This is a genomic window from Pacificimonas aurantium (genome assembly GCF_020092905.1).
GTDB classification, from domain to species: domain Bacteria; phylum Pseudomonadota; class Alphaproteobacteria; order Sphingomonadales; family Sphingomonadaceae; genus Pacificimonas; species Pacificimonas aurantium.
In genome coordinates this window covers 1,212,722-1,237,494 of sequence record NZ_JAGSGB010000002.1, presented here as the reverse complement: position 1 = coordinate 1,237,494, position 24,773 = coordinate 1,212,722, and the positions used below count along the sequence as shown (strand labels likewise).

Here is a 24,773-nt window from a genome sequence, read left to right as displayed (position 1 = left end):
GACAGGGAATAGTGTCGATTGCGAGCCGGGCGCTGCTGGGTGCTCTTCTGGTTCTGGCCTTGGCGGTCCTTGCGCTGATGCTGTGGGAACCACTGACAGCAGCCAGTTACGCGCCGCCGCCGTCCCGCGACTATGATGTCGAAATCGTACGCGACGAGTTCGGCGTGCCCCATGTGTTCGGCGCCACCGATGCGGATGTCGCTTACGGCGTCGCCTGGGCACATGCCGAAGACGATTTCACGACACTTCAGGACGTGGTTCTGCAGACGCGCGGGCGCTACGGCACGGTAGCGGGCGCCGATGGAGCGGCAATCGACTTCGCCTATCACCTGCTGGGCGCACGTGAGACCGCCACACGCGACTATGCCAAGCTGAGTGAAGCGACCCGGGCCATTGTGGAAGCCTATGCGGCCGGGCTCAATGCCTTTGCGGAGGCGAATCCCGGGCAGGTGAAGCGAATGAGCCTGTTTCCGACAACCGGTATCGACGTGGTGACGGGCTTCGTTCTCCGCTCACCCTTTTTCTACGGTCTTGATGGCGTGATCTCGCCGCTGGTCGCGGGAGAGCTTCCGCCGCGCCCGCCCGTCACTCTCGTGGCCGAGGAAAAGGGTTCGAACGCCTTCGCGCTGTCGCCGTCCGGTACGACCGACGGCGCAACACGCCTTGTCATCAATTCGCACCAGCCCTGGACGGGGGCCGTCGCGTGGTACGAGCTACATGTGAAGTCGGATGAGGGTCTGAATTTCGCAGGAGCCAACTTCCCCGGCTCGCCCTTTCCGCTCCTCGGCCACAACCGTCATCTCGGCTGGGCAAATACCGTGAACCGGCCCGACCTCGTAGATACCTACAGGCTCGTTCTCGACGAGAGCGGGGAACGCTACCGGTTCGGAGAGGAATGGTTGCCGCTGGAATCCCGGCGCATCTGGCTGCGCGTCGGCTTCGGTCCGCTGACAGTGCCCGTTCCGCGCACAGTTCACCGGTCGGTCCATGGCCCGGTCATCGTCAATGCCCGGGGCGCCTTTGCCGTGCGCTATGCCGGGATCGACGATGCGCGCGGCATCGAGCAATATGTCCGTCTGCCGAAGGCTGAAAACTTCGCCGAGTGGAAAGACGTGATGGCAATGCAGGCCGTTCACGGGACAAACTTCGTCTATGCGGACGAGGCCGGGAATATCGGGCTCCTTTACAACGCCAGCTTTCCGCAGCGGGCCGAAGGTTACGACTGGGCCGGCGTCCTTCCGGGCGACGACCCCGACGCCCTCTGGATGGACTATGTGCAGCCAGAGGAAATCCCGGCGCTTTACAATCCTCCGTCGGGCTTCATCGCCAATGCGAACAATTCCCCCTGGGTGGCCAGCGCCGACGCCGACAATCTGAGGCCGGAGGACTATCCCCGACGACTGGGCGTGGAGGACCGGGTCACGAACCGGGCGCTTCGGATGATGGAAATCTATCGAGAGGACGAGGATGGCCGGCTGTCGCGCGAGGAGCTGCTCGCGCTGAAATTCGACAAGGGCTATTCGCGCGACCCGTCCGGCTGGCCCGCCGGGTGGTGGAAATTGCTGATGGCCGTAGAGCCGCAGTCGGAGGATGAACAGGCTGCAAAGCGCCTCCTTGCCACTTGGGACTGGTCTCTCGACGGCGAAGGGGACGCCGACGCGCTTGCTGCCTACGTCATGCAGGACGGCGCCCGGCGCGGCTATCAGGGCGAGGAGATGGGCGGTGCAGCTGAGACGCTGTCGCGCGCGACGGAAAAGCTGCTTCTACATTTCGGCCGCCTCGACCCGCCCTTGCAGGACGTTCTGCGCGTTCGCCGCGGGTCGGCAGATGTGGGGACGACCGGCGGTCCGGAGGCGCTAAGGGCAATCTATTATGCGGAGGAACCGGACGGGCGCCTGCGGGGCACGATCGGCGACAGCTTTATCATGCTCGTCGAATGGCAGGCGGACGGCGAGCTGAAGTCGTCGTCGATCCACCAGTTCGGCAGCGCGGTGGAACGTCCCGGCACGCCGCACTACAACAGCCAGGTGGAAATGTTCGCCAGGGAAGAATGGAAGCCTGTACTTCTGGACGAAGCCGCCGTGCGCGCCCGCGCCGCGGAGATTTACCGTCCCGGCGATGCCAGAAGCGGGGATGGGAAAAGATGACCAAGGAGACAGTCCGATGAGTACGACCGTCGATCCCGCCCAGGCCGAACTCTTCTCCGGCATGGCCGCCGAATGGTGGGACCGCAAAGGCTCTTCTGCACTGCTCCATCAGGTGAATCCGGTACGCCTGAAATATATCTGCGAAGTCGCAGGCGCCGAGTGGCAGCTCGATACGAGCGCGCGCAGGTGGCTAGAGGGGTGCGAGGTTCTGGATGTCGGATGCGGCGGCGGCATTCTATCCGAATGTCTCGCCCGGCTGGGCGGCGAGGTGACGGCGATCGATGCCGCGTCCGATTCGATCGACGTTGCAAGGTCTCATGCAGCGGACCAGGGTCTGGAGATCGACTATCGTCTCGCGACGACCGACGTCTTGGAACGCGAGGATAGGCGTTACGACCTTGTCACCTGCATGGAGGTCGTCGAGCATGTTCTGGACGTTCCGGCGTTTCTGAAAAGCCTGCGGGCTCTTCTGAAGCCCGGCGGCCTGCTAATTTTTTCGACGCCCAACCGCACGGCGATGAGCTTCGGGGTGATGATCCTGGGCGCCGAATGGGTCCTGAAGCTGCTTCCGCGCGGCACGCATGACTGGGACAGGTTCCTGACGCCGGAGGAACTGACCTCCGCACTTGCACTGGCCGATCTGGACGTCTTCGACTGCCGGGGGATCAACTACGCGCCGGGTACGGGCTTTGCGCTGGGGCCGGACAAGCGGGTGAATTATATCGGGGCAGCGCGGCCGCTCTAGTCGGGTCTAGCTCGGTCAGCTCTCGTTCCTGGCCAGCACGGCGTTGTAGTAGCGCTCGTCACCCGTCACTTCTTCACCCAGCCAGTCCGGTCGCGGAAATGGGGCATCCGCCGCTTCGAGTTCGAGTTCGGCTATCACCAGGCCGGAATGACGACCGTGGAATTCGTCCACCTCGAATGTCGAGCCGCCGACGGGAACCTTGTGCCGGGTTTTGCGAATAGGGTTTGTGGGCGCGAGGTCCATCAACGCGTCGGCATCCTCGACAGGTATGGGGTATTCAAATTCTGAACGCTCGGTGTTCTTGCCGCCGCCCTTGATGGTGATCACCGCCTCGTCGTCGCCCAGCACGCGCACCCGGATCGACAAATCGCCGCCCGCGTCGAAATAGGCCTGCCGGATCGGCATCGTGCTCGCTGCGCCTGCGCGCCAGCCGTCACTGGCCGCGAGGAACTTCCGCTCGATCTCCCGTCCCATTTCAGCCGGTGGCGGCCAGCTTGCGGTCGGGGGCGCCCTCGCGCCAGCTTTCCCAGTAGCTGCCGATACGGGCAAGGAGGTCGTCCTCGGTCTCCGCATAGAGCTTCGGACCGAGGTCGAGGGCGGTGCGCTCCAGCCTCGCCATCAACTTGCCCGCCAGCCCAGTCAGGACGTCCACCTTTTCCACCGGCCCGTAGCGCCCCGCGTCCTCCGTCAGCAGGTCGACGAAAAGGGCGAGATCATGGTGATCGCCCAGATCGTCCGACAGCGCATGCGCCTGGTCGGCGCGCTCCGACATCATCGGCGGCCAGACTTCTTCCAGCAGCCTCATATGGTACCAGTGATATTTCGTGCGTTTGCGCCATTCATGCAGGCGGCGGGGTTCCGCATTTTCCTCCGCCTTCTCCATCGCGCTGACGCCCCGCGAATAGGTTTTGGCAAGGCCACCGGTCAAGACATCCCAGCCGCTGCCGTCCAGAGACCAGCTTTTCGCTCGCTCCCGAGCGTCCGTCAGGGCGCTCTCGGCATCGGCAAGGCGCGCCTGCAGCGACTGCCTTTCGCGGATATCGTCGCGGCGGGCCGTCAGGTTGCGCCGGACGCTGCCCAACTCGCTGCGGTCGAGCGCGTCGTCGTAGGCGTTGCAGATGCGATCGTAACAATCCTGCATGACCTTTGCATCGCGCAGGTCCGACAGCGATCTCGCAAGATCGCGGAAGAAGGCGTTCTCCTCCTGATAGGCGGGGAAGGACGGCCGGACGATCCGGATCAGGCCGCGCAGCTTCTTGCAGCGCTTGCGCAGGTCGTGGACCTTCTCCTCCTCAGCTTCCGTACCGTCGCGCAGCGTCGCGAGGGCCTTGTCGATCTGTTCGCCGGCGATCCTGCGCAGCCCTGCTTCCACCGAGGCATCGCTGGCAAGGAAGCGATACGCCATTAACCCATCTCCTTCATTCTTCCGAAGAGGAGCGGTTGCCACGGGAGGAAAGTTCCTGAGCTAGAGGAAGCGCGCGATCACTTCTCGATAGGACCGGCTGACCTTCACCTGTGCGCCGGACGTTAGCACGAGGAAGCTCTCGCCATTGGTGTGCGGTTTCACTTCGCGAACCTGGTCAAGATTAACGATCGTCGAGCGGTGCACCCGCTGAAACATGCGCGGATCGAGGCGCTTTTCCAGGTCTTTCATCGTCTCGCGCAGGATCAGCGTGTTGTCGCCGGTATAGATGCACATATAGTCGCCGGCGGCATCGATGCGCTCGATGCTTTCGATATCGACGCGAAATATCTGCCCGCGATCCTTGATATTGAGAAGCTTCTCGTACCGGTCCTCGTCGGAGGAGGCGGAGCTGCCTTCGGCGAACTGCTCGGCGGCTTCGGGCGCCACTTCCTCCAGCAGCTCCTGCAGCTTCGCCTTCTCGGTGGAGGCGGACTTTTCCGACAGGCGCCGACGGATGCGGCCCATCGTTTCGGCCAGCCGGTCCTCCTCGACCGGTTTCATCAGATAGTCGACCGCGCGCGCTTCGAAGGCCTTCACGGCATATTCGTTATATGCCGTGACCATGACGAATAACGGCGGATCCATGTCCGCCAGCGCCCCTATGACCGAAAAGCCGTCGAAACCCGGCATCTGGATGTCGAGGAAGACGAGATCGGGCTTGTGCGTCTTGATCGACTTGATGGCCTCGCGTCCATTTGCGCAGCGGTCGACGATTTCCACATCCTCGAAGGCTTGCAGACGCATTTCGAGACCCTTGATCGCAAGGGGTTCGTCATCGACGAGAATGGTCCGGATCGTCATTCTGCGGCTTCTTTCAAGTCGGGCAGTTTCGTTTGATACGGTATCTCGATGGCGGCTACCACGCCGCCGTCCTGCCCATCAGCGATTGAGAAGCGCGATTGCTCCCCATAGGCCTGCGCCAGGCGGTCGCGAATGTTCTTCAGGCCTACGCCCGCGCCGTCGACAAAGGCCGGCTTGTCGGCCTTTAATCCGGGTCCGGTATCGGTGACGTGAATGAGCAGGCGCCCTTGCGAGACGCGGGCCGATACGGTGATCTCGGCGCCCTCTTCCTGCGGCGTGACGGCATATTTGATCGCGTTTTCAGCCAAGGGTTGCAGGATCATGGACGGCACGCAGGCGTGCTGGGCCTCCTCTTCGATGGAGAAATTCGTCTGCAGCCGGTCCTCGAACCGCATCCGCTCGATATCGAAATAGAGTTTCAGGGCTTCCAGCTCCTGCGCCAGCGTAACCTGCGACCCCGGCTCTTCGGCCAGGGAATAGCGCAGGAAGCTCGACAGGCGGGACAGCATCGCATTCGCGCGCTCATTCTCCTTGAGAAGAACCAGCGTCGAGATGCTGTTCAGGGTGTTGAACAGGAAGTGGGGATTCACCTGATAGCGCAGCATGGCGAGGCTGGCTTCCGACGCCTGCGCGGCGACGGTCAGCATCCGCTCGGTCTGGCGCGAAAGCAGCAGGTAGAAATTGATGCCGTAGTAGAGGCCGGACCAGGCCCCGAGCACGCTGATGTCGAGCAATATTGCGCCGAAGAACTGCAGCCCCTCCGGCTGGTACGTCGGATTGTAGAAGCGCGAATGCGCCCAGACCTCCAGGATCGAGAATAGAGCGGCCGAGGGGATGAGGAGAAGGAGCGTCAGGCTCCATACATAGACCGGCTTCATGCGGATGATGCGCCGGAACCCCGCGCTGAGGAGCAGGGTGATGGAAAAGCCCGTCAGGGTTACGATGGCCGTGGGAATGACGAAGGACAGACCCATGGAGTTGGCCAGCCCGCCCAGCGTGCGGACGACGAAATAGGCCGCCCAGCCGCCGCATTGCAGCAGCCAGAACGCACGCTCCTTGTCTGAGAAAAAACTCGGCGTTCGGTCTGCGTCCGGCTCCATGACTGTCCGGATAGCAGGCTAAACGCCTAACAGCCAAGAAAAGGGATGCCGGCGCGTTAACGCCAGCGCCGGCGCCGCGCCGGGCTCTTTCAGTCTTCGGGGGCGATCTGAACCGTCAGACCGTCCAGATCGTCGGTCATTTCGATCTGACAGCTGAGGCGGCTATTCTCATTCTTGTGATCGGAGGATTCCAGCAGATCGTCCTCGTCGTCGTTCGGCGGGCCCACCTTGTTGATCCAGTCGTCGTCGACATGCACATGGCACGTCGCGCACGAACAGCACCCGCCGCACAAGGCCAGCAGCTCGTCGAAGCCGTTGTCGCGAATATTCTCCATCACGCTCAGGCCGGTTTCCGCATCCACGGTCCGGGCGTCTCCATCACGGGTGAGAACGGTAAGCTTCGGCATCGACAGATTTCCTCCCTGGGGCGCGGATGCGCCGTTCGCTTTGGCAGCGCCCACGCTAATAACGTTCGCGATTCCACTGTCAAAAAGGAAGGGGTCCCCTCATGGGCCTGACGCGTGAACAGCTGATTTCGGACCTGGACCGGCTCGCGGCGATATCGCCGCCCATTGCCCGGACGATCGAGCGCGTGGGCTATCCCGAACCGCGGATTCGTCCGGCGGGTTACGAGACGCTCCTGCGAACGATCGTCGGGCAGCAGGTCAGTGTGAAGGCGGCCGCCAGTATCTGGGACAAGCTTTCCGCTGCCGTCGGCTGGATCGAGGATCCCCTTGCGCTCTCGGCTCTCAGCTTCGACGAGTTGCGCGCCGCAGGCCTCTCGCGCCAGAAGGTCGCTTATTCGCAAAGCCTTGCATCGCTCGTGGGCGATGGGGCTCTGTCGCTGTCCGAGCTTCCGGAAGATGACGAGGAGGCGATTGCGCGGCTGACGGCGGTGAAGGGTATCGGGCGGTGGTCGGCGGAGATCTACTTACTGTTCGCGGAGGGGCGGCGGGATATCTGGCCCGCCGGGGACCTCGCCGTCCAGGTCGAGACCGGCCGTATCCACGACCTCGCCGAACGGCCCACCGCAAAGCAGGCGCGCGAACTTGCCGAGCCATGGCGCCCGTTTCGCGGCGCAGCCGCGATCCTCATGTGGTACAGCTATAACACGGACGTGTTCTGAGGGGCGGTCGTCACGTCGCAAACGCTGCCCGCCCGCGGCGGTCTAGCCGTCCTTCTTCTTCTTCTTCTTTTCAGGCGTTTCCTTGGCGATCGCGCGCTTATAGCCGTCCCGGGCACTCATGCGCTCCCAATAGGCCGCCACATTCTCCGGAAACTCACCCAGTTCCAGCTGCGCCGCCAGCTTAAGGGCATAAGAGAAGCAAATGTCGGCGATGGTGAAGCGGTCGCCGGCAACGAATTCCCGGTCGCCCATCATCCTTGCCACGGCCCTGAGGCGCGAGAAGAACCACTGTACATAGTCGTCGCCCGCCTGACCCAGATTGCGCTCGGTCTCGAACACTTTGTAGCGCAGGAACAGGGTCTGCGGGAACGTCAGGGTCGCATCCGACTGGTACAGGAAGTTGAGGTAGGTGCCATAGTCCGCCTCGGTCGGCTTCATGCCGAGCGTGGTGCCGATGTTCGTCTCCACGAGGTAATGGCAGATCGCGACGCTTTCGGTGAGAACGGTATCTTCGTCCACCAGGGTCGGCACCGTTCCGAGAGGGTTGATGTCGAGATACCCCTCCTGCTTGAAGCGCGGCGGGAAGGGCATGACCTCAAGGTCATAGTCGATGCCCAGTTCCTCTAGGGTCCAGAGCGGCCGGAACGACCGCGCGCCTTGGCAGTGATAAAGCTTCATGCGCACTTCACCAGGTTGACCGTCTGTCCCTCTTCACCGGTGATCGTCATCGTTTCCGCATCCTCGCCATATTCGATATTCCAGGTTTCGCGGACACCGCCCTCCCGGGTCCGGCAAAGCGTTCTGAGTTCGGTATCCGAAAAGCTCGCGTCGGGCGGCAGGATATCGCAGCGCAGCCCTTCGGTGGCGGTGCGCAGCTCGTCCGCCCAGAAGCGCCACCAGTCCGTGGTGCACTGGTCGTCCGACCGCGCCCAGCGACCGATGAAGCGGCGCGGGTCCTTCGGCGGCGGCGGCAGGGCGTCCTCTTGCTCTTCGGCCTGGTCTTCGGCGGGCGCGGCCGTCCGGGGATCCGGCTCGCAGGCTGCGAGCAGGACAAGGACCGGCAATGCCGCTACCGAAAGGGGAAGCCTGCACGGCCGGATCATTTGGCGGGGCCCAGCTTGCCGAAGCGCGCTTCATATTCGGTCACCCGTCCTGCGGCGAGCAGTTCGGCCTGCTCCCGCAGCTTGTCTCTTGCGATGCGACCTTTGAAGTTGCCCAGCTTGGCATCGACCTCGGCCAGCTCCTCGTCCGTCCAGCCGGCAATCTGCGCGAAGTACCACACGCCGACATCGTGAAACGTCTGTTCCAGCTTTGGTCCGACGCCCTTTAGGAGGGAGAGGTCATCCGGTTCCGCGGGGCGTTCCGGAAGGAAGGTCGGCAACTTCCCATCCGGCTGGAAGGCCCGCGGGCCGTCTGCCGGGGCCGAGGGCGGCGGGGCCGGTACTGCCGCAGCCGCGGCCACCGGTTCGCTCGAAGGCTCGGCGGTTTTCGTGGCCCGTGCCTTCAGGCGCGAGGTCTCGGCACGTAGCTTGTCGACTTCGTCGGCCAGCGGTTTCACCTGATCGCGGGCCATCGCGACATCCTGTTCCAGGGTCTGCTGCCGCTCTTCGGCGACACGCAGGGCGGCCTCGCGTTCTCCCAGCTTCTCGCGCAGGGTCGCGCGCGCCCGGGAGCCGTTGAACAGGAGATAACCGAGCAGCAACCCGATCAGGAAACCGGGCAGGGCATAAATGAGGAAGAGGTTCAGGTCGAAGGTCATGGGGTCGTCCTATCGCCTTTTGTCAGTGGCTCAAGCGGGGGCGAAATCCTCCGCCGTTCCCGATACGCTGATTGCCTCGCACAAGCGGACCATGGCCGCGCCATAAGCCGCCGTCCGCATGTCGACATGCTGCGCATCCATTGCTTCGCTAGTTCGGCAAGTGGCCTTCTTCATCTGCGATTCGAGATAGTCGTCGACGCGCTCTTCGCTCCAGCTCAGGCCTTCCCGGTTCTGGACCCATTCGGCGTGACTGACGGTGACGCCCCCGCCGTTGGCGAGGATGTCGGGCACCACCTCGATACCCTTGTTACGCAGGGTTTCATCGGCTTCGGGCAGGATCGGGATGTTGGCAATTTCCAGAATCACGGGGGCGTCGACCTGATCGGCGTTTTCCGAGGTGATGACCCCGCCCAAGGCGGCGAGAGCAAGCACGTCGCAATCCGCCGAAACGATATCCGCGCCATCGGAAAGATCCGCGCCGTCCAGGTCGGACAGGTGATTTCCCTCGGCTTTAAGCTTCGCGATGGTCTCGATGTCGAGGCCATCGGGGTCCGAGACCATGCCGGAGCTGTCCGACGCGGCAACGATCCGGTGGCCGGCCTCGACGGCGCTCTTTGCGAACCAGATTCCGGCATTGCCGAGGCCCTGAAGCGCGATCTTCAGACCGCCGTTCGGCAGGTCGAGCTTCGGCCGCATCTCTTCCAGCGCGATCAATGCTCCGCGGCCAGTGGCGGCAGTGCGGCCGCGCGCCCCGCCCAGGACGACCGGCTTGCCCGTAAACGCTCCCGGCAGGATCCTGCCTTCGAGTTCGCTGTATTCGCTCGCCATCCAGGCCATCTCCTGCTCGCCTGTCGCGACATCCGGTGCGGGGATGTCGCGTTCGGGGCCCAGGATACGGGCAAAGGCGCGCACATAGCCTCTCGTCAGGCGTTCTTTTTCCATCGCCGACAGGCCGCTTGCGTCGACATGAACGCCGCCTTTGCCGCCCCCGAAGGGAAGGCCCATCAGCGCGCACTTCATCGTCATCAGGAAAGCGAGCGTCTGGACTTCGCCGAGGCAGACGGACTGATGAAAGCGTACACCGCCCTTTGTCGGACCAAGCGTCGAGTTGTAGCGGCAGCGCCAGGCCTTCAGTTGCAGGAGGGTCCCGTCGTCGCAGCGCAGCGGTATGGATGCCGCCAGCGTCTCCGACGGATAATCGAGCCGCTCGACAAGTTCGTCCGCAACGTCGAAATATTCTGCGGCCCGGTACATCCGGTCGCGGGCGGCCCTCAACTCATCACTCATCCGGGTCCCTTTCGGCGTCTCTGCTCTTGTGCGGGCGAACGGTTCGGACCACGTGCCGTTGCACAGAAGCGGGCTGCGTCCTATTCGCGCGGCGCCAATCAGGGAGTTCGATATGGGTTACCGGGTCGCCGTCGTGGGAGCGACGGGAAATGTGGGCCGCGAAATGCTCGCCATCCTCGCAGAGCGCGAATTTCCGCTCGACGACATTGCCGCCGTCGCATCCAGCCGCAGCCAGGGCCGCATGATCGATTTCGGTGATACGGACCGCGAACTGAAGTGCCAGTCCATCGAACATTTCGACTTTTCCGGTTGGGATATTGCCCTGTTCGCTGCTGGCTCGGGTCCTGCCAAGGAACATGCACCGCGGGCCGCGGCGGCGGGCTGCGTGGTTATCGACAACAGCTCTCTTTATCGCATGGAGCCCGACGTTCCGCTCATAGTGCCGGAAGTGAACCCGCAGGCGCTCGGGCGCATGAAGCGGAACATCATCGCCAATCCGAACTGTTCTACGGCGCAGATGATGGTCGCGCTGAAGCCTTTGCACGATGCGGCGACGATCAAGCGGGTCGTTGTTTCGACCTATCAGTCGGTTTCGGGCGCCGGAAAGGAGGCGATGGACGAACTGTTCACGCAGACCCGCGCCATTTTCGTCGGTGACCCGAAGGAAAGCGAGGTTTTCACCAAGCAGATCGCCTTCAACGTCATCCCCCATATCGACAAGTTCATGGATGACGGGTCCACCAAGGAAGAGTGGAAGATGGTCTCCGAGACCCACAAGATTCTCGACCCGGATATCGAGGTGACCGCCACGTGCGTCCGCGTTCCGGTCTTCGTCGGCCATTCGGAAGCCCTGAACGTGGAGTTCGAAAAGCCCCTCAGCGTCGAGCAGGCGCACAAGATTCTGAGAGAGGCTCCGGGCTGCATGCTGGTCGATAAGCGAGAGAATGGCGGCTATGTGACGCCGGTGGAATGTGTCGGCGAATACGCGACCTACATCAGCCGCGTGCGCAAGGACCCGACCGTGAAACACGGTCTGAACCTGTGGTGCGTCAGCGACAATCTGCGGAAGGGCGCCGCATTGAACGCGGTCCAGATTGCGGAACTTCTGGGCCGCGAGCGGCTGCAGAAGGGGTAGGCGCAGGGGCCTTCCCGAGACGCCGCTTCTAAACGCAGACGTGCGCCCTCAGGCGGCGGCAGGGGTGGCGAAGGCGGTCCTGTTTCGGCCCTTTCGCTTGGCGTCGTAGAGCGCGCGGTCCGCCATGTTCAGGAGCGGCGGGCCAGCTTCGCTTGCCATGGAGGGTTCCATGCGGGCGGCGGCCACTCCGATACTGATGGTCACGAACCGGTGCGGCGGCGCGGGATGGCCTAGCTTCAGATCCTCGATCGCTTTGCGAAGAGATTCTGCCGTGCGGCGCGCTTCGACCGGCCCGGCGCCCGGCAGGACGACCGCAAATTCCTCGCCGCCGTAGCGCGCTACGAACGCGTCGCTTTCCCGCAAGGCTTCTTTCAGCGCGCCGGCCACCGTGCACAGGCACACATCGCCTTCCTCGTGACCGAGCGCGTCGTTGAACTGCTTGAACCGGTCGATATCGATCATCAGCAGGCCGATCCAGTCGTTCGCCTGCTGCGCTTCGGCCAGCAGGCGCGCATAGGTCTCGTCGAACCCGCGACGGTTGGCCAGGTCGGTGAGCTGGTCGGTGCGTGTGAGTTCGGCAAGCCGGGCATTGGCGTCGCTCAACTCCGCAACGCGCAAGTGGTCGCGCAGGCCCAGTAGAAAAGAGCGCTTCTCGCCCAATTCCGTTCGATAGGTCGCCACCAGCGTTGTGAGGATCAGAAACGCGAAAAAGGCCCCCAACTCGATGAAGCCCAGTTCTCCGCTGTCCACCGCGAAGAGCAGGATCAGGGCCGTGTTGGCTGCCGCCGCGAAGGCAGAGTAGCGGAAGCTCATCGGGAGCACGAAATTTGCCGCCAGCGCGACCAGACCCGCGGCAAGCAGGTAGCGGTCGCCGACGATCGGACCGGCAATGGTGGAAAGATGCGCGGGAACGCTCACCAACGCCAGCAGCGAAATCACTATGGCCGGGTAGCTAATCCGCGGTGATACTCTGGCCCAGACGAGCGCGAAAGCGAGCAGCTGAGGTCCGAAGACCACGCCGAGACGGAGCGGCAGACTATGCCGGAGGAAGTCTTCCCCGATCCTGGCGTCGATTGCCAGGCAAGCGAGATTGCCCGCCATCCCGAAACCTATTGCGAGGAGAAATTGCCAGCGCCGCGACGAGCTGGTCAGCGCCAGATATCTCGATCGCAGGAGCGGCGGCAGAAACCACATCGCCTTCCGGCTCGTAAGCGCGGATTCGATCGTCTCCCGGTATATATGATCCGGCTGGATTTCCGAGATCGGGGGCGTGGTCATGCGCGCCTTGTAAGGCCTCCGGCGCGATTGTCATGGACGTGAAACTACCTAGCCGAATACCGACCAGCCCGTTCGGTGGGCAATCTCTCTAAGGGCCCGGGCACCGAGAAGGCTTGTGCCTTCGCGGTTCAGGCCCGGGGCCCATACGGCGATCGAGGCTTTGTCAGGGACGATCGCGAGGATTCCGCCGCCCACGCCGGACTTTCCGCAAAAGCCGACCTCATAGGCGAACTCGCCCGAATTGTCGTAATGGCCGCAGGTCAGCATCAACGCGTTGATGCGCCGTGCGCGCTGGGTCGATGTAAGGACGTGACCCGTGACAGGGTCGGTGCCGTCGAACGCCAGAAAAAGCGCCGCCTCGGCGAGCTGCTTGCACGTCATCGTCAAGGCACACTGGCGAAAGTAGACCGACAGCACGGTCTCTACCGGGTTCAGCAGTCGGTCGAAGTCCGCCATGAAATAGGCGAGACTGCGGTTGCGCGCGCCGGTCCGGCTCTCCGATTGCGCCACCTCCTTGTCGATGCGGATATCGTCGTCGCGCGCCATCTTCTTGAGCGCCGCGAGCAGCTCTTCCACGGCTTCTTCGGTACTCCGGTCGTCGATCAGCCGGTCCGTGGTGACGATGGCGCCCGCATTGATGAACGGGTTGCGGGGAATGCCTTTCTCCCGCTCCAGCTGGACGATCGAATTGAACGGGTCGCCCGACGGTTCCCGTCCGACCGCTTCGAACAGAGCAGAGCCGTGGCGGTCTAGCGCCATGGCCAGCACGAACACTTTCGAGATGCTTTGGATAGAAAAAGGGACTTCGCCGTCTCCTGCGCAGTAGGTGCGTCCATCCCTGGTTGCCAGCGCGATCCCGAAGCAGTTCGGATCGACCTCCGCCAACGCCGGGATATAGTCGGCCACCTTGCCCGCGCCGCGCTGATCGGCGAGCGAATTCCAGACTTCTTCGACCATGTTCTGCAAATCCATGGCGGTCTCGCTAGCCCATCTCGGCCTTCGTCTGAACTCAATTTGTCGCCAATCCTTACGGCGGCGCAGTGCTCGCTCTGATCCGGGCGAAATGCTACCATCGGTGCGGCATTTTCTAAGGAGGCGCGAATGACGGATCTGGCGTTCCAACCATATGAGCCTCTGAACGAACCCAAGCCCTTCGGTCCGAATATCTGGATTGTCGACGGCCCGGAAATCCGGATGGACTATGGGCCGGTCGAACTGCCTTTCCCAACCAGGATGACGATCATCCGTCTGGCTGACGGACGGTTGTGGCTTCACAGCCCCACCCAGCCAAGCGAGGCGCTCTTCTCTGCGATCGATGCCCTCGGCACCCCTGCATTTCTCCTGGCTCCGAACAGCATCCACTATTGGTATGTGCCGGACTGGCATGCGCGATACCCGCAGGCAGAGCTGTTCGGAGTACCGGGCTTGTCCGAGACCGCGAAACGGCCGCTCCCCTCTCTCCGGGCACTGGGGGCCGCCGCGCCGCACTCTTGGGCCGGGGAGATCGAACAGGTCCTCGTGCCCGGCACTGCGGTGACGGAGGCGGTTTTCTTTCACCGCGAGAGCCGCACCACGATCCTCTGTGACCTTATCGAGAATTTCGAGCCCGTCCGCGTCAGGTCTTGGTGGCTGCGGTTGCTGTTGCGGCTGGCAGGCGCTGCGGATCCAGACGGAAAAGCGCCGTTCGACCTTCAACTGACATTCCGCCCCAAGATCACAGCGGTGCGCCGCGCGCTGCACCAGGTTCTCGGCTGGGATACGCGGGGGGTCATCATGTCCCATGGCCGGCCCTATCCCCGCGACGGGCGGGCGGAACTACGACGCGCCTTTCGTTGGGCTGTGCCCCGAAGCGCCTAGGATTTACAGCGACTTGCCGGGTCGGGTGGGGCCGCCCGGGTAAATACAACGCTTTTGCGATCCAATTACCACGCTGTCTGCGACGCTGCGTCCAACGCTGCCTTCCGAATGAAGGGAAGACAGGTTTTGGGGAATTGGACGATGGGCTTCCTGGCAAAGGCGCCGCGCGCCGTGGATATGGTGCAGGGCAACGATCTTCCTGACTTCGCGCAGAAGATGGTGGACATGCTGAACAAGGCAGGTGCCGCCATGATGGTGTCCGTCGGTCACCGCACGGGGCTGTTCGACGCGATGCATGGCGGCGCCTGGAAAAGCAGTGCGGGCTGGGCTCGCGAGGCCGGTCTGTCCGAACGGTATGTCCGCGAATGGCTGGGGGCGATGACCACTGCAGGGATCGTGGAAATCGACCGGATCGCCGAAACCTACCGCCTGCCCCCTGAACATGCCCGTTTTCTTGGCGGCAACGCGGACGCCGTGAATCTCGCCGCGATGATGCAGTGGATTGGCGTTCTCGCGCCGGTGGAAACCGAGATCGTCGAATGCTTCCGCAATGGGGGCGGGGTTCCGGCAGCCGCTTTCGGACGCTTCCGCGAGGTGAAGGCGGCGGAAACCGAACTTTCGCTCGATCTCGATGCAACCATCGCGCTGTCAGCCGGTCTTCGGGAGCGTCTGATCGAGGGCATCGACGTACTCGATGTCGGATGCGGCGGAGGCCGCCTCGTGCGCGAACTCGCTCGGCTGTACCCGAACAGCAGCTTCACCGGCTATGATCGCAGTCCGCGCCAGATTGCAGAGGCACGGGTTCAGGCAGAGGGGCTGGACAATGTCCGCTATGCAGAACTCGACGGGACGGCGATGACCGATCACCGGGCGTTCGACCTTATTCTGACGTTCGATGCGGTCCATGGTCAGCGACATCCCGATGCGCTGCTCGCCCGCATTCGCAATGCTCTGCGACCCCGCGGGGTCTACATCATGCAGGATATTCACGCACACAGCTCTCACGCTGGCAATGTGAACCACCCGCTGGCGCCGTTCATCTACACGATGTCGTGCATGCACTGCATGACGGTCAGCCTGTCCCAAAACGGCGCAGGGCTCGGTTCGGCCTGGGGTGTCGAGCTGGCGCAGCTTCTCCTGGCAGAGGCCGGGTTCGATTCCGTGGCCATGCACCGTCTGCCCCACGACCTTCGCAATGCTTACTTTGTCTGCCGGGCGAACTAGACCCTCGGTCTCGGCAGCGGTGCCGCCGCCTTTCCTCGTCCTACCCCTAGGCGGCGGCACCATTTTTTGCTTCACCGGGGCTATGTCGGTGCATCGCTTCAGCAGTTTCGACGGCGCCCGCCTCGCATGGCACGAGATGGGCCCGGTAGAGGGACGTCCGCTTCTTCTCCTCCATGGCCTGTTTTCCAGTGCGGAGGTCAACTGGATCAAGTTCGGGACTGCGGATCGCCTCGCGCGGGCCGGCTTTCGCGTCCTTATGCTCGACTTTCGCGCGCACGGGCAAAGCGAAGCGCCCACCGATGCGAAGGCCTATCCCGTCGGCGTCCTGGAGCGGGATACGTCCGCCTGGCTCGACTATCTGGCAATTTCGGATTTCGACATGGCCGGATTCTCTCTCGGCGCGCGTACTGCCGCGATCACGACTGCCGAACGCATGCTCGAGCCCGGCCGTCTGGCTCTTTGCGGCATGAGCCTTGCCGGCATCACCGATCATGGTGCCGGCACGCGCATTCCGGATTTCGTGCAGACGATCGACAGCTACGGCAGCCACAAGCCCGGGACCGAAGCCTATATGACTCAGCAGTTCCTGAAGACGAACAAGGTCGATCTGACGGCTGCCCGCGCGCTGCTGCATGCCGTAACCGACACTTCGGATACCGCATTGCGAGCCATCGACGTTCCCACCCATGTGATCTGCGGTGCCGAGGATATCTATCTGAACGGCGCGCGTGAGCTTGCCGACGCCATTCCCGGCGCCTCGTTTGCCGAGATTCCCGGGACGCACATGTCTTCCGTAACGAAGCCGGAGTTCGGCGAGGCCCTGGCCTCCGCTTTCGGTTGACTTGACGGCGGAGACGACCGGCCCTGAAACATGGGCCGTTCGAAACCTGCTTTGGGAAGTGGAGCCCATGCTTCGTCAGATATCTACCGCCGCGCTTGCCGCGGCCCTGCTCACCGGTGCCGCCAGGGCCGATCACCATCAGCCTGCCGAAACGGGTCAGCCGACCGCTGCCGATGCCAGGTCTTTCGTGGAAAGCGCCGAAGAGCGGCTTGCGGATCTCAGCATCTATGCAGCGAAGGCGGCATGGGTGAACGCGACCTATATCAACGTCGACACCGACTTCCTCGCTGCGCGAGCGGGCGCGGAGTTTACCGAAGCGGCTGTCGAACTTGCCAATCAAGCCGCCCGCTACGCGGAGGTCGAGGGGCTCGACTACGACACAAAGCGTAAGCTGAATATGCTGCGCCAGGGACTTACGGCACCCGCGCCGGACATTCCCGGCGCGGCCGACGAGCTGTCCACCATCCTGACCGGGCTCCAGTCCGCCTATGGCAAGGGGACCGGCACCTACAAGGGCGAGACGACCCGCGGGAATGAGCTCGAAGCGCTTATGGGGACCGTGCGCGATCCCGAGCTTCTGGAGGAAATGTGGACCAGCTGGCACCGTGTCGGCGTACCCATGAAAGAAGACTATGCGCGCTTCGTGGAGATTTCCAATGAGGGCGCGCAGGCGCTCGGCTATGCGGATACCGGTGCCATGTGGCGATCGGGATACGACATGGACCCGGACGAGTTCGCCCGACTTCTCGACCGCACCTGGAACGAAGTGAAGCCGCTCTACGATCAGCTTCACTGCTATGTCCGCGCCGAGCTGAACGAGGAATATGGCGACGAAGTGCAGCCCGCCGACGGCCCCATCCGCGCCGACCTTCTCGGCAATATGTGGGCCCAGGAATGGGGTAACATCTACCCTCTCGTGGCGCCCGAGGGGGCGGGCGACATCGGCTATGACCTGACCGACCTTCTGGAAGGCGCCGACTACACGCCCGTGAAGATCGTCGAAACGGGCGAAGCCTTCTTCACCTCGCTGGGGTTCGACGAGCTACCCGAAACCTTCTGGCAGCGCAGCCAGATCACCGCTCCTGCAGACCGTGAAGTCGTCTGCCATGCGTCCGCTTGGGACGTCGACAACGAGGACGACCTGCGCATCAAGATGTGCACGCGGGTAAACGCGGACGACTTCGTGACGGTGCATCACGAACTCGGCCACAATTTCTACCAGCGCGCCTATAGCAACCAGCCCTTCTTGTATAAGGGCTCGGCAAATGACGGCTTTCACGAGGCCGTCGGCGATTTCATCGCGCTTTCCGTAACACCGGAATATCTGGTCGACCTTGGCCTCCTCGATCCCGCGAATGTTCCGGACGAGTCGAAGGATATCGGTCTTCTTTTGCGTCAGGCGCTGGATAAGGTCGCCTTCCTCCCCTTCGGACTGCTTATCGACAAGTGGCGATGGCAGGTCTTCTCGGGCGAAATTCAGCCGGCCGACTATAACAGCGCGTGGACCCAGCTTCGCTTCGACTATCAGGGTATAACGCCGCCGGGCGGCGACAGGCCGGGAGACTCGTTCGACCCCGGCGCCAAATATCATGTGCCGGGGAACACCCCGTACACGCGCTATTATCTGGCGCGGCTCCTCCAGTTCCAGTTTCACAAGGCTGCCTGCGATCAGGCCGGCTGGGAGGGTCCCTTGCACCGCTGCTCGATCTATGCGGACGAAGAGGTCGGCGAAAAGCTGAATGCAATGCTCGCCATGGGATCCAGCCGCCCGTGGCCCGATGCTCTCGAGGCGTTTACCGGCACGAGGGACATGAACGGCAGCGCGATGGCGGAATACTTCGCCCCGCTGACGGAATGGCTGGAGGGCCAGAATAGGGGCCGGTCATGCGGCTGGTAGATTCTGTGCGCGCCGTTGCCGGATGTCTGGCGATCGCCACGCTGGCGCCTGTCTGTTCTTCGGCGGCCGCCCAATCCTTGCCGGAGTTAGGCGGTGCCACCCTGCTTCAGGTGCGGGCGCGCGGGGAAGCCGTAGCGGTTCCCGACGTCGCGGTCTTTTCCGTCGGTATCACGACCACCGGTGACACCGCGCGGCAGGCGATCGACGAGAATAGCGCGCTGGCAAGCAAGATAGCCGATACTCTCGACCGGATGGAGGTTGCGCCGCGCGATATCCAGACGCGCTCGGTCAGCGTGCAGCCGGAGTTCGAACGGGGCGAGCGGGGAGCCCAGACGGCGGCTCCCCGCATTCTCGGCTATGTTGCAAATAACAGTGTCACGGTGCGGCTGCGCGACCTCGACAAGGCCCCCGACATCCTCGATGCCCTGTTCGAAGCGGGAGCGAATACGGTAAACGGTCCGAGTTTCCAGCTGGAGGAGGGGGAAGAGGAGGTCCTCTCCCTGGCCCGCCGCGACGCGGTGCGGCAGGCGCTGGCGGAGGCGCGTGCCTACGCCGAAGGGTTCGGCATGAGCGTCGCGTCCATCCTACGAATTTCGGATAGCGGCCCGCTCGGCGTGTCCGCCACCGATGTGATCACGGTAACTGGTTCGCGAGTTCAGAACTACGAGATGGCGGTTCCGGCTCCGCCGCCGCCGCCGCTCGCCCAAGGGGAGATCACGCGCAGCGCGCAGCTTTATGTCGACTTTCTGCTCGTCCCCGCCGACTAGGTATGAGCTCCGGGCGCGCGAATGCCCTTGGCGTCCAGCACGCCCGGAGGTTCGAGATCAGGTCAAAGCTGGCTGTTAAAGCTGGCTGAGCATGTGCTCCGCGCTCGAAACGCGGAAATCGCCGGGGGCCTCGACATTCAGTTCGCTGACCTTGCCGTCCTTCACGATCATGGAGAAGCGCTGCGAACGCTTGCCCATGCCGAAGCCGGACGCGTCCATGGAAAGCCCAAGCTTTTCAGCAAATTCGCCATTTCCGTCGGCGAGCATGGTGATCTTGTCGACGGCGTTCGCATCGCGGCCCCAGGCGTCCATGACGAAGGCATCGTTCACCGACACACAGGCAATCTCGTCGATGCCCTTTTCCTTCAGCTCGCCGGCCTTTTCGATGAAGCCGGGGAGGTGTTTGGCAGAGCATGTCGGCGTAAACGCGCCGGGGACGGCGAATAGCGCCACGCAGCGGCCGGAGAAGAATTCCTCAGTGTTGACGGGACGCGGCCCGTCGCTGGTCATTTTCGTCAGCGTGGCGTTCGGGACCTTGTCTCCAACCGAAACCGTCATTGCGTATCTCCTCCTGCAGATGTGATTTTCAAGCGCCTTCGAGGGCCGCCTTGTTCCGTGAATTGCGACTGGCCATCCGGCGGACGCGTTATGATGTTGCCCTGTTCTCTTCTTGGCAGCCACCAGCAAGCTCCGATAGGCTATGCATATGACAGAACCGCAATTTCTCTCCGGCCAGTTTCTTTTGTCCATGCCGGGGATGGGCGATGACCGCTTTGCGCGCGCTCTCATCGCCGTCTGCTCGCATGACGAAGAGAGTGCCCTCGGTATCGTCGTGAATCATCTGCGCGGAGATGTGACGCTTCACGGGTTGTTCGAACAGCTCGGCGTCGATCCCGGCGACATGGAGGACGGCCCGGTCTATGCCGGCGGCCCCGTCGAACCCGCGCGCGGGTTCGTGCTGCATTCGACCGACTATGAAGGGCAGGGGACGCTGAACGTGGCAGGCCGCTGGGCGCTCACGGCGACGCTCGACATCCTCCGCGCGATCGCGGCGGGGACGGGTCCGAAGAAATGGCTGGTGGCGCTCGGCTATACCGGTTGGGGAGAGGGCCAGCTCGACGGCGAACTGACCCAGCATGGCTGGATGCGGGCCGAAGGGACCGAGGCTTTCCTGTGGGACACGCCGGTGGAAGACCGCTGGCGCCTGGCGTTCGAAAGCGAAGGCATCGACGTCGGCCTTCTCTCGCCCAGCGCGGGAACCGCCTGAGCCTTTCAGGCGATCATATAAAGACATCTTTATATTTGCTCGGTCCCGGTCCTCTCCCTAAGGGCCGGGGCAGAGATCATACCCGTTTTATCCGAAAGGAGCGCTCGCCATGGCCGAAGACTACATCATCGCCGACATCGGACTTGCCCAATATGGCCGGACCGAATTGGACATCGCCGAAACCGAAATGCCCGGGCTGATGGCCACGCGCGAGGAATATGGTGCGGAGAAGCCGCTGAAGGGCGCGCGCATTGCCGGGTGCCTTCACATGACCATCCAGACCGCGGCGCTGATCGAAACGCTGACCGAACTCGGTGCGGAGGTTCGCTGGGCGTCCTGCAATATCTATTCGACCCAGGATCATGCCGCGGCGGCGATGGCCAAGGCCGGCATTCCCGTATTCGCGAAGAAGGGCGAAACGCTCGAGGAATATTGGGAATATGTCGACAAGATTTTCCAGTGGGGCGACGAGCCCTGCAACATGATCCTCGACGATGGCGGCGATGCCACCATGTACATCATCTGGGGCGCCCGCGTTGAGGAGGGCGAAAGCCTTCCCGCGCCGCAGAACGAGGAAGAAGAGGCGTTTCAGAAGGTTCTGCAGCAGCGCCTCAAGGAGTCGCCCGGCTTCTTCAAAAAGACGCGCGATGCCATCCGCGGCGTTTCGGAAGAGACGACGACCGGTGTGCACCGCCTTTATGACCTTGCGAAAAAGGGCAAGCTGCCGTTCCCGGCGATCAACGTGAACGACAGCGTCACCAAGTCGAAGTTCGACAATAAATATGGCTGCAAGGAATCGCTGGTGGACGGCATTCGCCGCGGCACCGACGTAATGATGGCGGGCAAGGTGGCCGTGGTGGCCGGCTATGGCGATGTCGGCAAGGGGTCGGCGGCTTCGCTGCGCGGCGCGGGCGCCCGCGTGATCGTGACGGAAATCGATCCGATCTGTGCGCTGCAGGCGGCCATGGACGGCTTTTCGGTCATGACGATGGAAGAGGCCGTGAAGCACGGCGACATCTTCGTCACGTCGACCGGCAACAAGGATGTCATCACCGTCGACCACATGCGCGAAATGAAGGACATGGCCATCGTCGGGAACATCGGCCATTTCGATAACGAGATTCAGGTGAACGGCCTGCGCAACCTCGAACATGTCGAAGTGAAACCGCAGGTGGACATGTACACCTTCCCGGACGGACACCGTATCCTGCTGCTGTCGCAAGGCCGCCTTCTCAACCTGGGCAACGCCACCGGCCACCCGAGTTTCGTCATGTCGGCAAGCTTCACCAACCAGGTGCTCGCGCAGATCGAACTTTGGAAGAATCACGGCGAGTACGAGAACCAGGTCTATGTGCTGCCGAAGCATCTCGACGAGAAGGTCGCGAAGCTTCATCTCGACAAGCTGAACGTCCATCTGACCGAGCTGTCCGACGAGCAGGCCTCCTACATCAACGTGCCGAAGGAAGGTCCGTACAAGACCGACGCCTACCGGTATTGATCGATCGATCAGGCCAAGCGGCGAGGGGCCGGGGCGGAAGCTCCGGCCCTTTCTCGTTGGTCACCGGTGTCGCCTTCGGTAGCGTCGATCGCATGGGGGCGACGGCGGCCTGACAAATCGCCCAGCGGCGCTATAGGCTGCTGAACGGGAAATCGGATTCCAGGCGAAATGACGCTTTTTTCCACAACTCTGGATGTCCGCACTGCGGCGGTGCTGATGGTCAGCGCGGCTTGGCTCCTGTTCGCGGTCTGGGCCGTTATCCGCTCCGCGCGCATCGGTGCCCAGGCGCAGCTCGCGCAAGCCTGGGGCCTGCGGCTGCGCGGCCTCCTGTCCACGGCGCCGGGAGCCTATCTGATCGTCGGCGACGAGGGCCACGTGACCATATCCGATACGCTGCGTTCCTGGTTGGGCCTCGACAGCCGCGCGGTCCGGTTCGAGGATATCGGTCCGGCGCGGACGGCCGGGCTGGAGGGCGCGGGCTTCACCGAACTGGAGCAGGCGATTGCGGCGACGTCCGTTTCGGGCGTGCCCTTTTCCCTCACCTTGAAAACGGCGGCGGATGGCCGGCTTCTCAAAGCCGATGGATCTAGCGCCCCTCCCGAGGTTGCCGGCATGCGCGGCGTGGTCGTGTGGTTCAGCGAACTCACGGAAGTGGCCGAACGTCTGTCGGCCCTCGAGCGTGAACGCGACGAACAGCGCACTCTATTGGAGGCGACGCGCGGGATTATCGCCAGCGTTCCGCTTCCCGTGTGGCGCCGCAACGCGGATCTCCAACTCGTCGACGTCAATCACGCCTATGCCGAGGCGGTAGAGGCAGCCTCACCGACCGAAGCTGTGCGGCTTGGCGTCGAACTTCTACCCGACAGCGCCGACCTGCCGCCGTTGAAGGCCGCTGCTCAGGTCAGGGACGGCGGGAGGTCCATGTTCCGCGAGGAGACGGCGATTGTTTCGGGCGAGCGCAAGCGGCTGAGGATCGTCGAGACTCCCTTGCCTTCGGGCGACATCGCCGGCCTCGCCATCGACATCAGCGAAATCGAAGCTGCGCGCCTGCGATACCGGCACTTTGCCGAGGCCCAGGCCGACATGTTGGAACGGCTTTCCGCCGGCGTGGCTCGTTTCGGACCGGACCGGCTGCTGATGACCGCCAACCGCGCGTTCATGCGCCTGTTCCAGGTCGAGGAGCAGTTCATCGCGACGCGGCCGGAATTCGACCGGGTGCTCGAACATATGCGCGAGATGCGGCGCCTGCCCGAACAGCGGGACTTTCCCGGATGGCGCAAGGAACGCGGGGAGTGGTTCCACAGCGCCGAGCGCGGGATCGAGGAAACCTGGGTGTTGCCGGACAATATGGTAATCCGCGTGCTGGCGCAGCCGGAACCGGATGGCGGCCTCCTCATGATCTTCGAGGATCAGTCCGAGCGTCTGCGGCTGGCCTCGTCGCGCGAGCAGCTTATGCGCGTCCAGGGCGTCACCCTGCAGAATTTGCGGGAGGGGGTTAGCGTCTTCGCTGCGTCCGGCCGCCTGCAATTCCACAATGATGCCTTTGCGCGGCTGTGGGGCATTCCGGAACAGGTGCTGGCACGAGACCCGCAGCTAGACGAAGTGTTCGCCGCGGCCGACGTAAGTGTGAAAGAGGGGTCGCTGGAGGACCTGATGCGCGGGCTCGTGCGGGCTGCCAGCGAAGGCCGGTCGGAGCGCAGCGGCAGGCTGGAACTCGCCGACGACCGCTACGTCCGCTATTCTGCCGTGCCGCTTCCGGACGGTAATGCGCTGTGCACCTTCGAGGATATCACGGATACCGAACGGGTGGAGATCGCACTTCGCGAGCGCACCGACGCATTGCAGGCTGCGGATGTCGCGAAAAGTCGGTTCGTGGAAAACATGTCCTACGAACTTCGAACGCCCCTCACCAATATCACCGGCTTCGGCGAGATGCTGCACTCCGGCATGGCGGGGACGCTGACCGAGCGGCAGATCGACTATGTCAGTTCGATCCTCATTTCCGCCGAACGCCTGCGGGTGATGATCAATGGCATTATCGACCTGGCCGCCAGCGACGTCGGGGCCTTGTCGCTGGAGGCGGAGGACGCGAACGTTTCGGATCTGATCGCAAATAGCGTCGACTTGTTGGCTGGGGCCGCGAAAGACCGCGGTATCACTGTCGACTGGGCGGTCGAGGAAGAGGCCTCGACATTGATCTGCGACCGGATGCGTATGCGCCAGGCGCTGTACAACCTCATCGCGAACGCTTTGCGTTTCACGCCCGACGGCGGTCAGGTCGAAATTCGTGCGGTTCGGGAGGCTGCCGGTGTTTCTGTCCGGATCAAGGACCGGGGCATCGGCGTGCCCAAGGACGAGCTGCCGCGCGTGTTCGAGCGATTCTACAAGGCGTCCAACGCGGCTCGCACCTCCGGCGTCGGTCTCGGCCTGCCGCTCGTGCGCGAGGTTGCCGAGCTTCATGGCGGCAGCGTGGAACTCCAGCCGCGCGACGGCGGCGGAACGGTGGCGGTTCTGCAACTTCCCGACCGTCCGGCGCGAACTCTGCTCGCCAGCACCGACAGGTCCGGTTCGTCGTGACG

At 63.3% G+C, this 24,773-nt stretch carries 24 protein-coding genes; 12 read left to right on the top strand and 12 right to left on the bottom strand.

The window, feature by feature from the left end; genetic code table 11:
• Positions 1–11: 11 nt before the first annotated feature.
• Both KCN53_RS12720 and ubiG read left to right on the top strand, forming a co-directional pair.
• Positions 12–2,147: a penicillin acylase family protein gene (locus KCN53_RS12720; protein ID WP_224199652.1), complete on the top strand. Its 2,136-nt coding sequence runs from the start codon at positions 12–14 to the stop codon at positions 2,145–2,147.
• Between the two features lie 16 nt (positions 2,148–2,163).
• Entirely contained in the window at positions 2,164–2,892 is a 729-nt protein-coding gene (gene ubiG / locus KCN53_RS12715; protein WP_088712102.1) for a bifunctional 2-polyprenyl-6-hydroxyphenol methylase/3-demethylubiquinol 3-O-methyltransferase UbiG, read from the top strand.
• Positions 2,893–2,907: 15 nt separating this feature from the next.
• Here the strand turns inward: ubiG and KCN53_RS12710 are convergent, their stop codons facing one another.
• The 5 genes from KCN53_RS12710 to KCN53_RS12690 all read right to left on the bottom strand — a co-directional run bounded on the left by KCN53_RS12710 (position 2,908) and on the right by KCN53_RS12690 (position 6,665).
• Positions 2,908–3,366, bottom strand: coding sequence for a CYTH domain-containing protein (locus KCN53_RS12710; RefSeq protein ID WP_088712103.1), 459 nt, complete (start codon positions 3,364–3,366; stop codon positions 2,908–2,910).
• Between the two features lies 1 nt (position 3,367).
• A complete protein-coding gene (locus KCN53_RS12705) occupies positions 3,368–4,297 on the bottom strand; it encodes a CHAD domain-containing protein (protein ID WP_088712104.1) in 930 nt (309 codons plus the stop codon).
• 60 nt (positions 4,298–4,357) lie between these two features.
• Positions 4,358–5,158 carry a LytR/AlgR family response regulator transcription factor gene (locus tag KCN53_RS12700; protein WP_088712105.1) on the bottom strand — a complete coding sequence of 267 codons (801 nt, stop codon included), beginning with the start codon at positions 5,156–5,158 and terminating at the stop codon, positions 4,358–4,360.
• Positions 5,155–6,258, bottom strand: coding sequence for a sensor histidine kinase (locus KCN53_RS12695; protein WP_088712106.1), 1,104 nt, complete (start codon positions 6,256–6,258; stop codon positions 5,155–5,157). The genes KCN53_RS12700 and KCN53_RS12695 overlap by 4 nt, the downstream gene beginning before the upstream one ends.
• 89 nt (positions 6,259–6,347) lie before the next feature.
• Positions 6,348–6,665: a 2Fe-2S iron-sulfur cluster-binding protein gene (locus KCN53_RS12690; protein WP_088712107.1), complete on the bottom strand. Its 318-nt coding sequence runs from the start codon at positions 6,663–6,665 to the stop codon at positions 6,348–6,350.
• A gap of 101 nt (positions 6,666–6,766) precedes the next feature.
• Here KCN53_RS12690 and KCN53_RS12685 point away from each other — a divergent pair, with 101 nt between their 5' ends.
• Positions 6,767–7,384 (top strand): DNA-3-methyladenine glycosylase family protein, encoded by a 618-nt coding sequence (locus tag KCN53_RS12685; RefSeq protein ID WP_088712108.1) that lies wholly within the window; start codon positions 6,767–6,769, stop codon positions 7,382–7,384.
• Between the two features lie 42 nt (positions 7,385–7,426).
• On the opposite strand, the gene KCN53_RS12680 is transcribed toward KCN53_RS12685, so the two are convergent.
• Genes KCN53_RS12680 through KCN53_RS12665 form a run of 4 tightly spaced genes read right to left on the bottom strand, consistent with a single transcriptional unit; the run spans position 7,427 to position 10,430 of the window.
• A complete protein-coding gene (locus KCN53_RS12680; protein WP_088712109.1) occupies positions 7,427–8,062 on the bottom strand; it encodes a glutathione S-transferase family protein in 636 nt (211 codons plus the stop codon).
• A complete protein-coding gene (locus KCN53_RS12675) occupies positions 8,059–8,448 on the bottom strand; it encodes a hypothetical protein (protein WP_143712208.1) in 390 nt (129 codons plus the stop codon). The genes KCN53_RS12680 and KCN53_RS12675 overlap by 4 nt, the downstream gene beginning before the upstream one ends.
• A gap of 35 nt (positions 8,449–8,483) precedes the next feature.
• Positions 8,484–9,143, bottom strand: coding sequence for a hypothetical protein (locus KCN53_RS12670; RefSeq protein ID WP_088712111.1), 660 nt, complete (start codon positions 9,141–9,143; stop codon positions 8,484–8,486).
• A gap of 30 nt (positions 9,144–9,173) precedes the next feature.
• On the bottom strand, positions 9,174–10,430 hold the full coding sequence (locus KCN53_RS12665; protein ID WP_088712112.1) for a Glu/Leu/Phe/Val family dehydrogenase: 1,257 nt from the start codon (positions 10,428–10,430) through the stop codon (positions 9,174–9,176).
• A gap of 112 nt (positions 10,431–10,542) precedes the next feature.
• Here KCN53_RS12665 and KCN53_RS12660 point away from each other — a divergent pair, with 112 nt between their 5' ends.
• Entirely contained in the window at positions 10,543–11,565 is a 1,023-nt protein-coding gene (locus tag KCN53_RS12660) for an aspartate-semialdehyde dehydrogenase (RefSeq protein WP_088712113.1), read from the top strand.
• A 48-nt stretch (positions 11,566–11,613) separates the two neighbouring features.
• Here the strand turns inward: KCN53_RS12660 and KCN53_RS12655 are convergent, their stop codons facing one another.
• Positions 11,614–12,843: a GGDEF domain-containing protein gene (locus tag KCN53_RS12655; protein WP_088712114.1), complete on the bottom strand. Its 1,230-nt coding sequence runs from the start codon at positions 12,841–12,843 to the stop codon at positions 11,614–11,616.
• A gap of 48 nt (positions 12,844–12,891) precedes the next feature.
• Positions 12,892–13,815, bottom strand: coding sequence for a glutaminase (locus tag KCN53_RS12650; RefSeq protein WP_088712115.1), 924 nt, complete (start codon positions 13,813–13,815; stop codon positions 12,892–12,894).
• Between the two features lie 129 nt (positions 13,816–13,944).
• Between KCN53_RS12650 and KCN53_RS12645 the strand changes: the two genes are divergently transcribed.
• The 5 genes from KCN53_RS12645 to KCN53_RS12625 all read left to right on the top strand — a co-directional run bounded on the left by KCN53_RS12645 (position 13,945) and on the right by KCN53_RS12625 (position 19,429).
• Positions 13,945–14,700, top strand: a complete 756-nt coding sequence (locus KCN53_RS12645) for a DUF4336 domain-containing protein (RefSeq protein ID WP_088712116.1) — start codon at positions 13,945–13,947, stop codon at positions 14,698–14,700.
• A gap of 141 nt (positions 14,701–14,841) precedes the next feature.
• Entirely contained in the window at positions 14,842–15,924 is a 1,083-nt protein-coding gene (locus tag KCN53_RS12640) for a class I SAM-dependent methyltransferase (protein ID WP_207790600.1), read from the top strand.
• Between the two features lie 82 nt (positions 15,925–16,006).
• Positions 16,007–16,765, top strand: coding sequence for an alpha/beta fold hydrolase (locus KCN53_RS12635; protein WP_088712117.1), 759 nt, complete (start codon positions 16,007–16,009; stop codon positions 16,763–16,765).
• Between the two features lie 67 nt (positions 16,766–16,832).
• Positions 16,833–18,662, top strand: a complete 1,830-nt coding sequence (locus KCN53_RS12630) for a M2 family metallopeptidase (protein ID WP_088712118.1) — start codon at positions 16,833–16,835, stop codon at positions 18,660–18,662.
• Complete coding sequence (locus KCN53_RS12625) at positions 18,650–19,429, top strand: SIMPL domain-containing protein (protein WP_088712119.1); 780 nt, start codon at positions 18,650–18,652, stop codon at positions 19,427–19,429. The genes KCN53_RS12630 and KCN53_RS12625 overlap by 13 nt, the downstream gene beginning before the upstream one ends.
• Before the next feature lie 75 nt (positions 19,430–19,504).
• Here the strand turns inward: KCN53_RS12625 and KCN53_RS12620 are convergent, their stop codons facing one another.
• Positions 19,505–19,987: a peroxiredoxin gene (locus KCN53_RS12620; RefSeq protein WP_088712120.1), complete on the bottom strand. Its 483-nt coding sequence runs from the start codon at positions 19,985–19,987 to the stop codon at positions 19,505–19,507.
• A 148-nt stretch (positions 19,988–20,135) separates the two neighbouring features.
• On the opposite strand from KCN53_RS12620, the gene KCN53_RS12615 reads away from it, so the two are divergent.
• From KCN53_RS12615 to KCN53_RS12605, 3 genes are all read left to right on the top strand, one after another.
• A complete protein-coding gene (locus KCN53_RS12615) occupies positions 20,136–20,696 on the top strand; it encodes a YqgE/AlgH family protein (RefSeq protein ID WP_088713394.1) in 561 nt (186 codons plus the stop codon).
• Positions 20,697–20,805: 109 nt separating this feature from the next.
• Complete coding sequence (ahcY, locus tag KCN53_RS12610) at positions 20,806–22,194, top strand: adenosylhomocysteinase (RefSeq protein WP_088712121.1); 1,389 nt, start codon at positions 20,806–20,808, stop codon at positions 22,192–22,194.
• A gap of 168 nt (positions 22,195–22,362) precedes the next feature.
• Positions 22,363–24,771 (top strand): sensor histidine kinase, encoded by a 2,409-nt coding sequence (locus KCN53_RS12605; RefSeq protein WP_088712122.1) that lies wholly within the window; start codon positions 22,363–22,365, stop codon positions 24,769–24,771.
• The last annotated feature ends 2 nt before the right edge of the window (positions 24,772–24,773 follow it).

Coding starts and splice junctions, on each gene's coding strand:
- KCN53_RS12695 (WP_088712106.1), bottom strand. CDS start 6,258: ATGGAGCCGGACGCAGACCGAACGCCGAGTTTTTTCTCAGACAAGGAG.
- ubiG (WP_088712102.1), top strand. CDS start 2,164: ATGAGTACGACCGTCGATCCCGCCCAGGCCGAACTCTTCTCCGGCATG.
- KCN53_RS12625 (WP_088712119.1), top strand. CDS start 18,650: ATGCGGCTGGTAGATTCTGTGCGCGCCGTTGCCGGATGTCTGGCGATC.
- KCN53_RS12660 (WP_088712113.1), top strand. CDS start 10,543: ATGGGTTACCGGGTCGCCGTCGTGGGAGCGACGGGAAATGTGGGCCGC.
- KCN53_RS12680 (WP_088712109.1), bottom strand. CDS start 8,062: ATGAAGCTTTATCACTGCCAAGGCGCGCGGTCGTTCCGGCCGCTCTGG.
- KCN53_RS12640 (WP_207790600.1), top strand. CDS start 14,842: ATGGGCTTCCTGGCAAAGGCGCCGCGCGCCGTGGATATGGTGCAGGGC.
- KCN53_RS12705 (WP_088712104.1), bottom strand. CDS start 4,297: ATGGCGTATCGCTTCCTTGCCAGCGATGCCTCGGTGGAAGCAGGGCTG.
- KCN53_RS12665 (WP_088712112.1), bottom strand. CDS start 10,430: ATGAGTGATGAGTTGAGGGCCGCCCGCGACCGGATGTACCGGGCCGCA.
- KCN53_RS12620 (WP_088712120.1), bottom strand. CDS start 19,987: ATGACGGTTTCGGTTGGAGACAAGGTCCCGAACGCCACGCTGACGAAA.
- KCN53_RS12685 (WP_088712108.1), top strand. CDS start 6,767: ATGGGCCTGACGCGTGAACAGCTGATTTCGGACCTGGACCGGCTCGCG.
- ahcY (WP_088712121.1), top strand. CDS start 20,806: ATGGCCGAAGACTACATCATCGCCGACATCGGACTTGCCCAATATGGC.
- KCN53_RS12650 (WP_088712115.1), bottom strand. CDS start 13,815: ATGGATTTGCAGAACATGGTCGAAGAAGTCTGGAATTCGCTCGCCGAT.
- KCN53_RS12700 (WP_088712105.1), bottom strand. CDS start 5,158: ATGACGATCCGGACCATTCTCGTCGATGACGAACCCCTTGCGATCAAG.
- KCN53_RS12655 (WP_088712114.1), bottom strand. CDS start 12,843: ATGACCACGCCCCCGATCTCGGAAATCCAGCCGGATCATATATACCGG.
- KCN53_RS12615 (WP_088713394.1), top strand. CDS start 20,136: ATGACAGAACCGCAATTTCTCTCCGGCCAGTTTCTTTTGTCCATGCCG.
- KCN53_RS12670 (WP_088712111.1), bottom strand. CDS start 9,143: ATGACCTTCGACCTGAACCTCTTCCTCATTTATGCCCTGCCCGGTTTC.
- KCN53_RS12690 (WP_088712107.1), bottom strand. CDS start 6,665: ATGCCGAAGCTTACCGTTCTCACCCGTGATGGAGACGCCCGGACCGTG.
- KCN53_RS12635 (WP_088712117.1), top strand. CDS start 16,007: ATGTCGGTGCATCGCTTCAGCAGTTTCGACGGCGCCCGCCTCGCATGG.
- KCN53_RS12645 (WP_088712116.1), top strand. CDS start 13,945: ATGACGGATCTGGCGTTCCAACCATATGAGCCTCTGAACGAACCCAAG.
- KCN53_RS12710 (WP_088712103.1), bottom strand. CDS start 3,366: ATGGGACGGGAGATCGAGCGGAAGTTCCTCGCGGCCAGTGACGGCTGG.
- KCN53_RS12630 (WP_088712118.1), top strand. CDS start 16,833: ATGCTTCGTCAGATATCTACCGCCGCGCTTGCCGCGGCCCTGCTCACC.
- KCN53_RS12605 (WP_088712122.1), top strand. CDS start 22,363: ATGACGCTTTTTTCCACAACTCTGGATGTCCGCACTGCGGCGGTGCTG.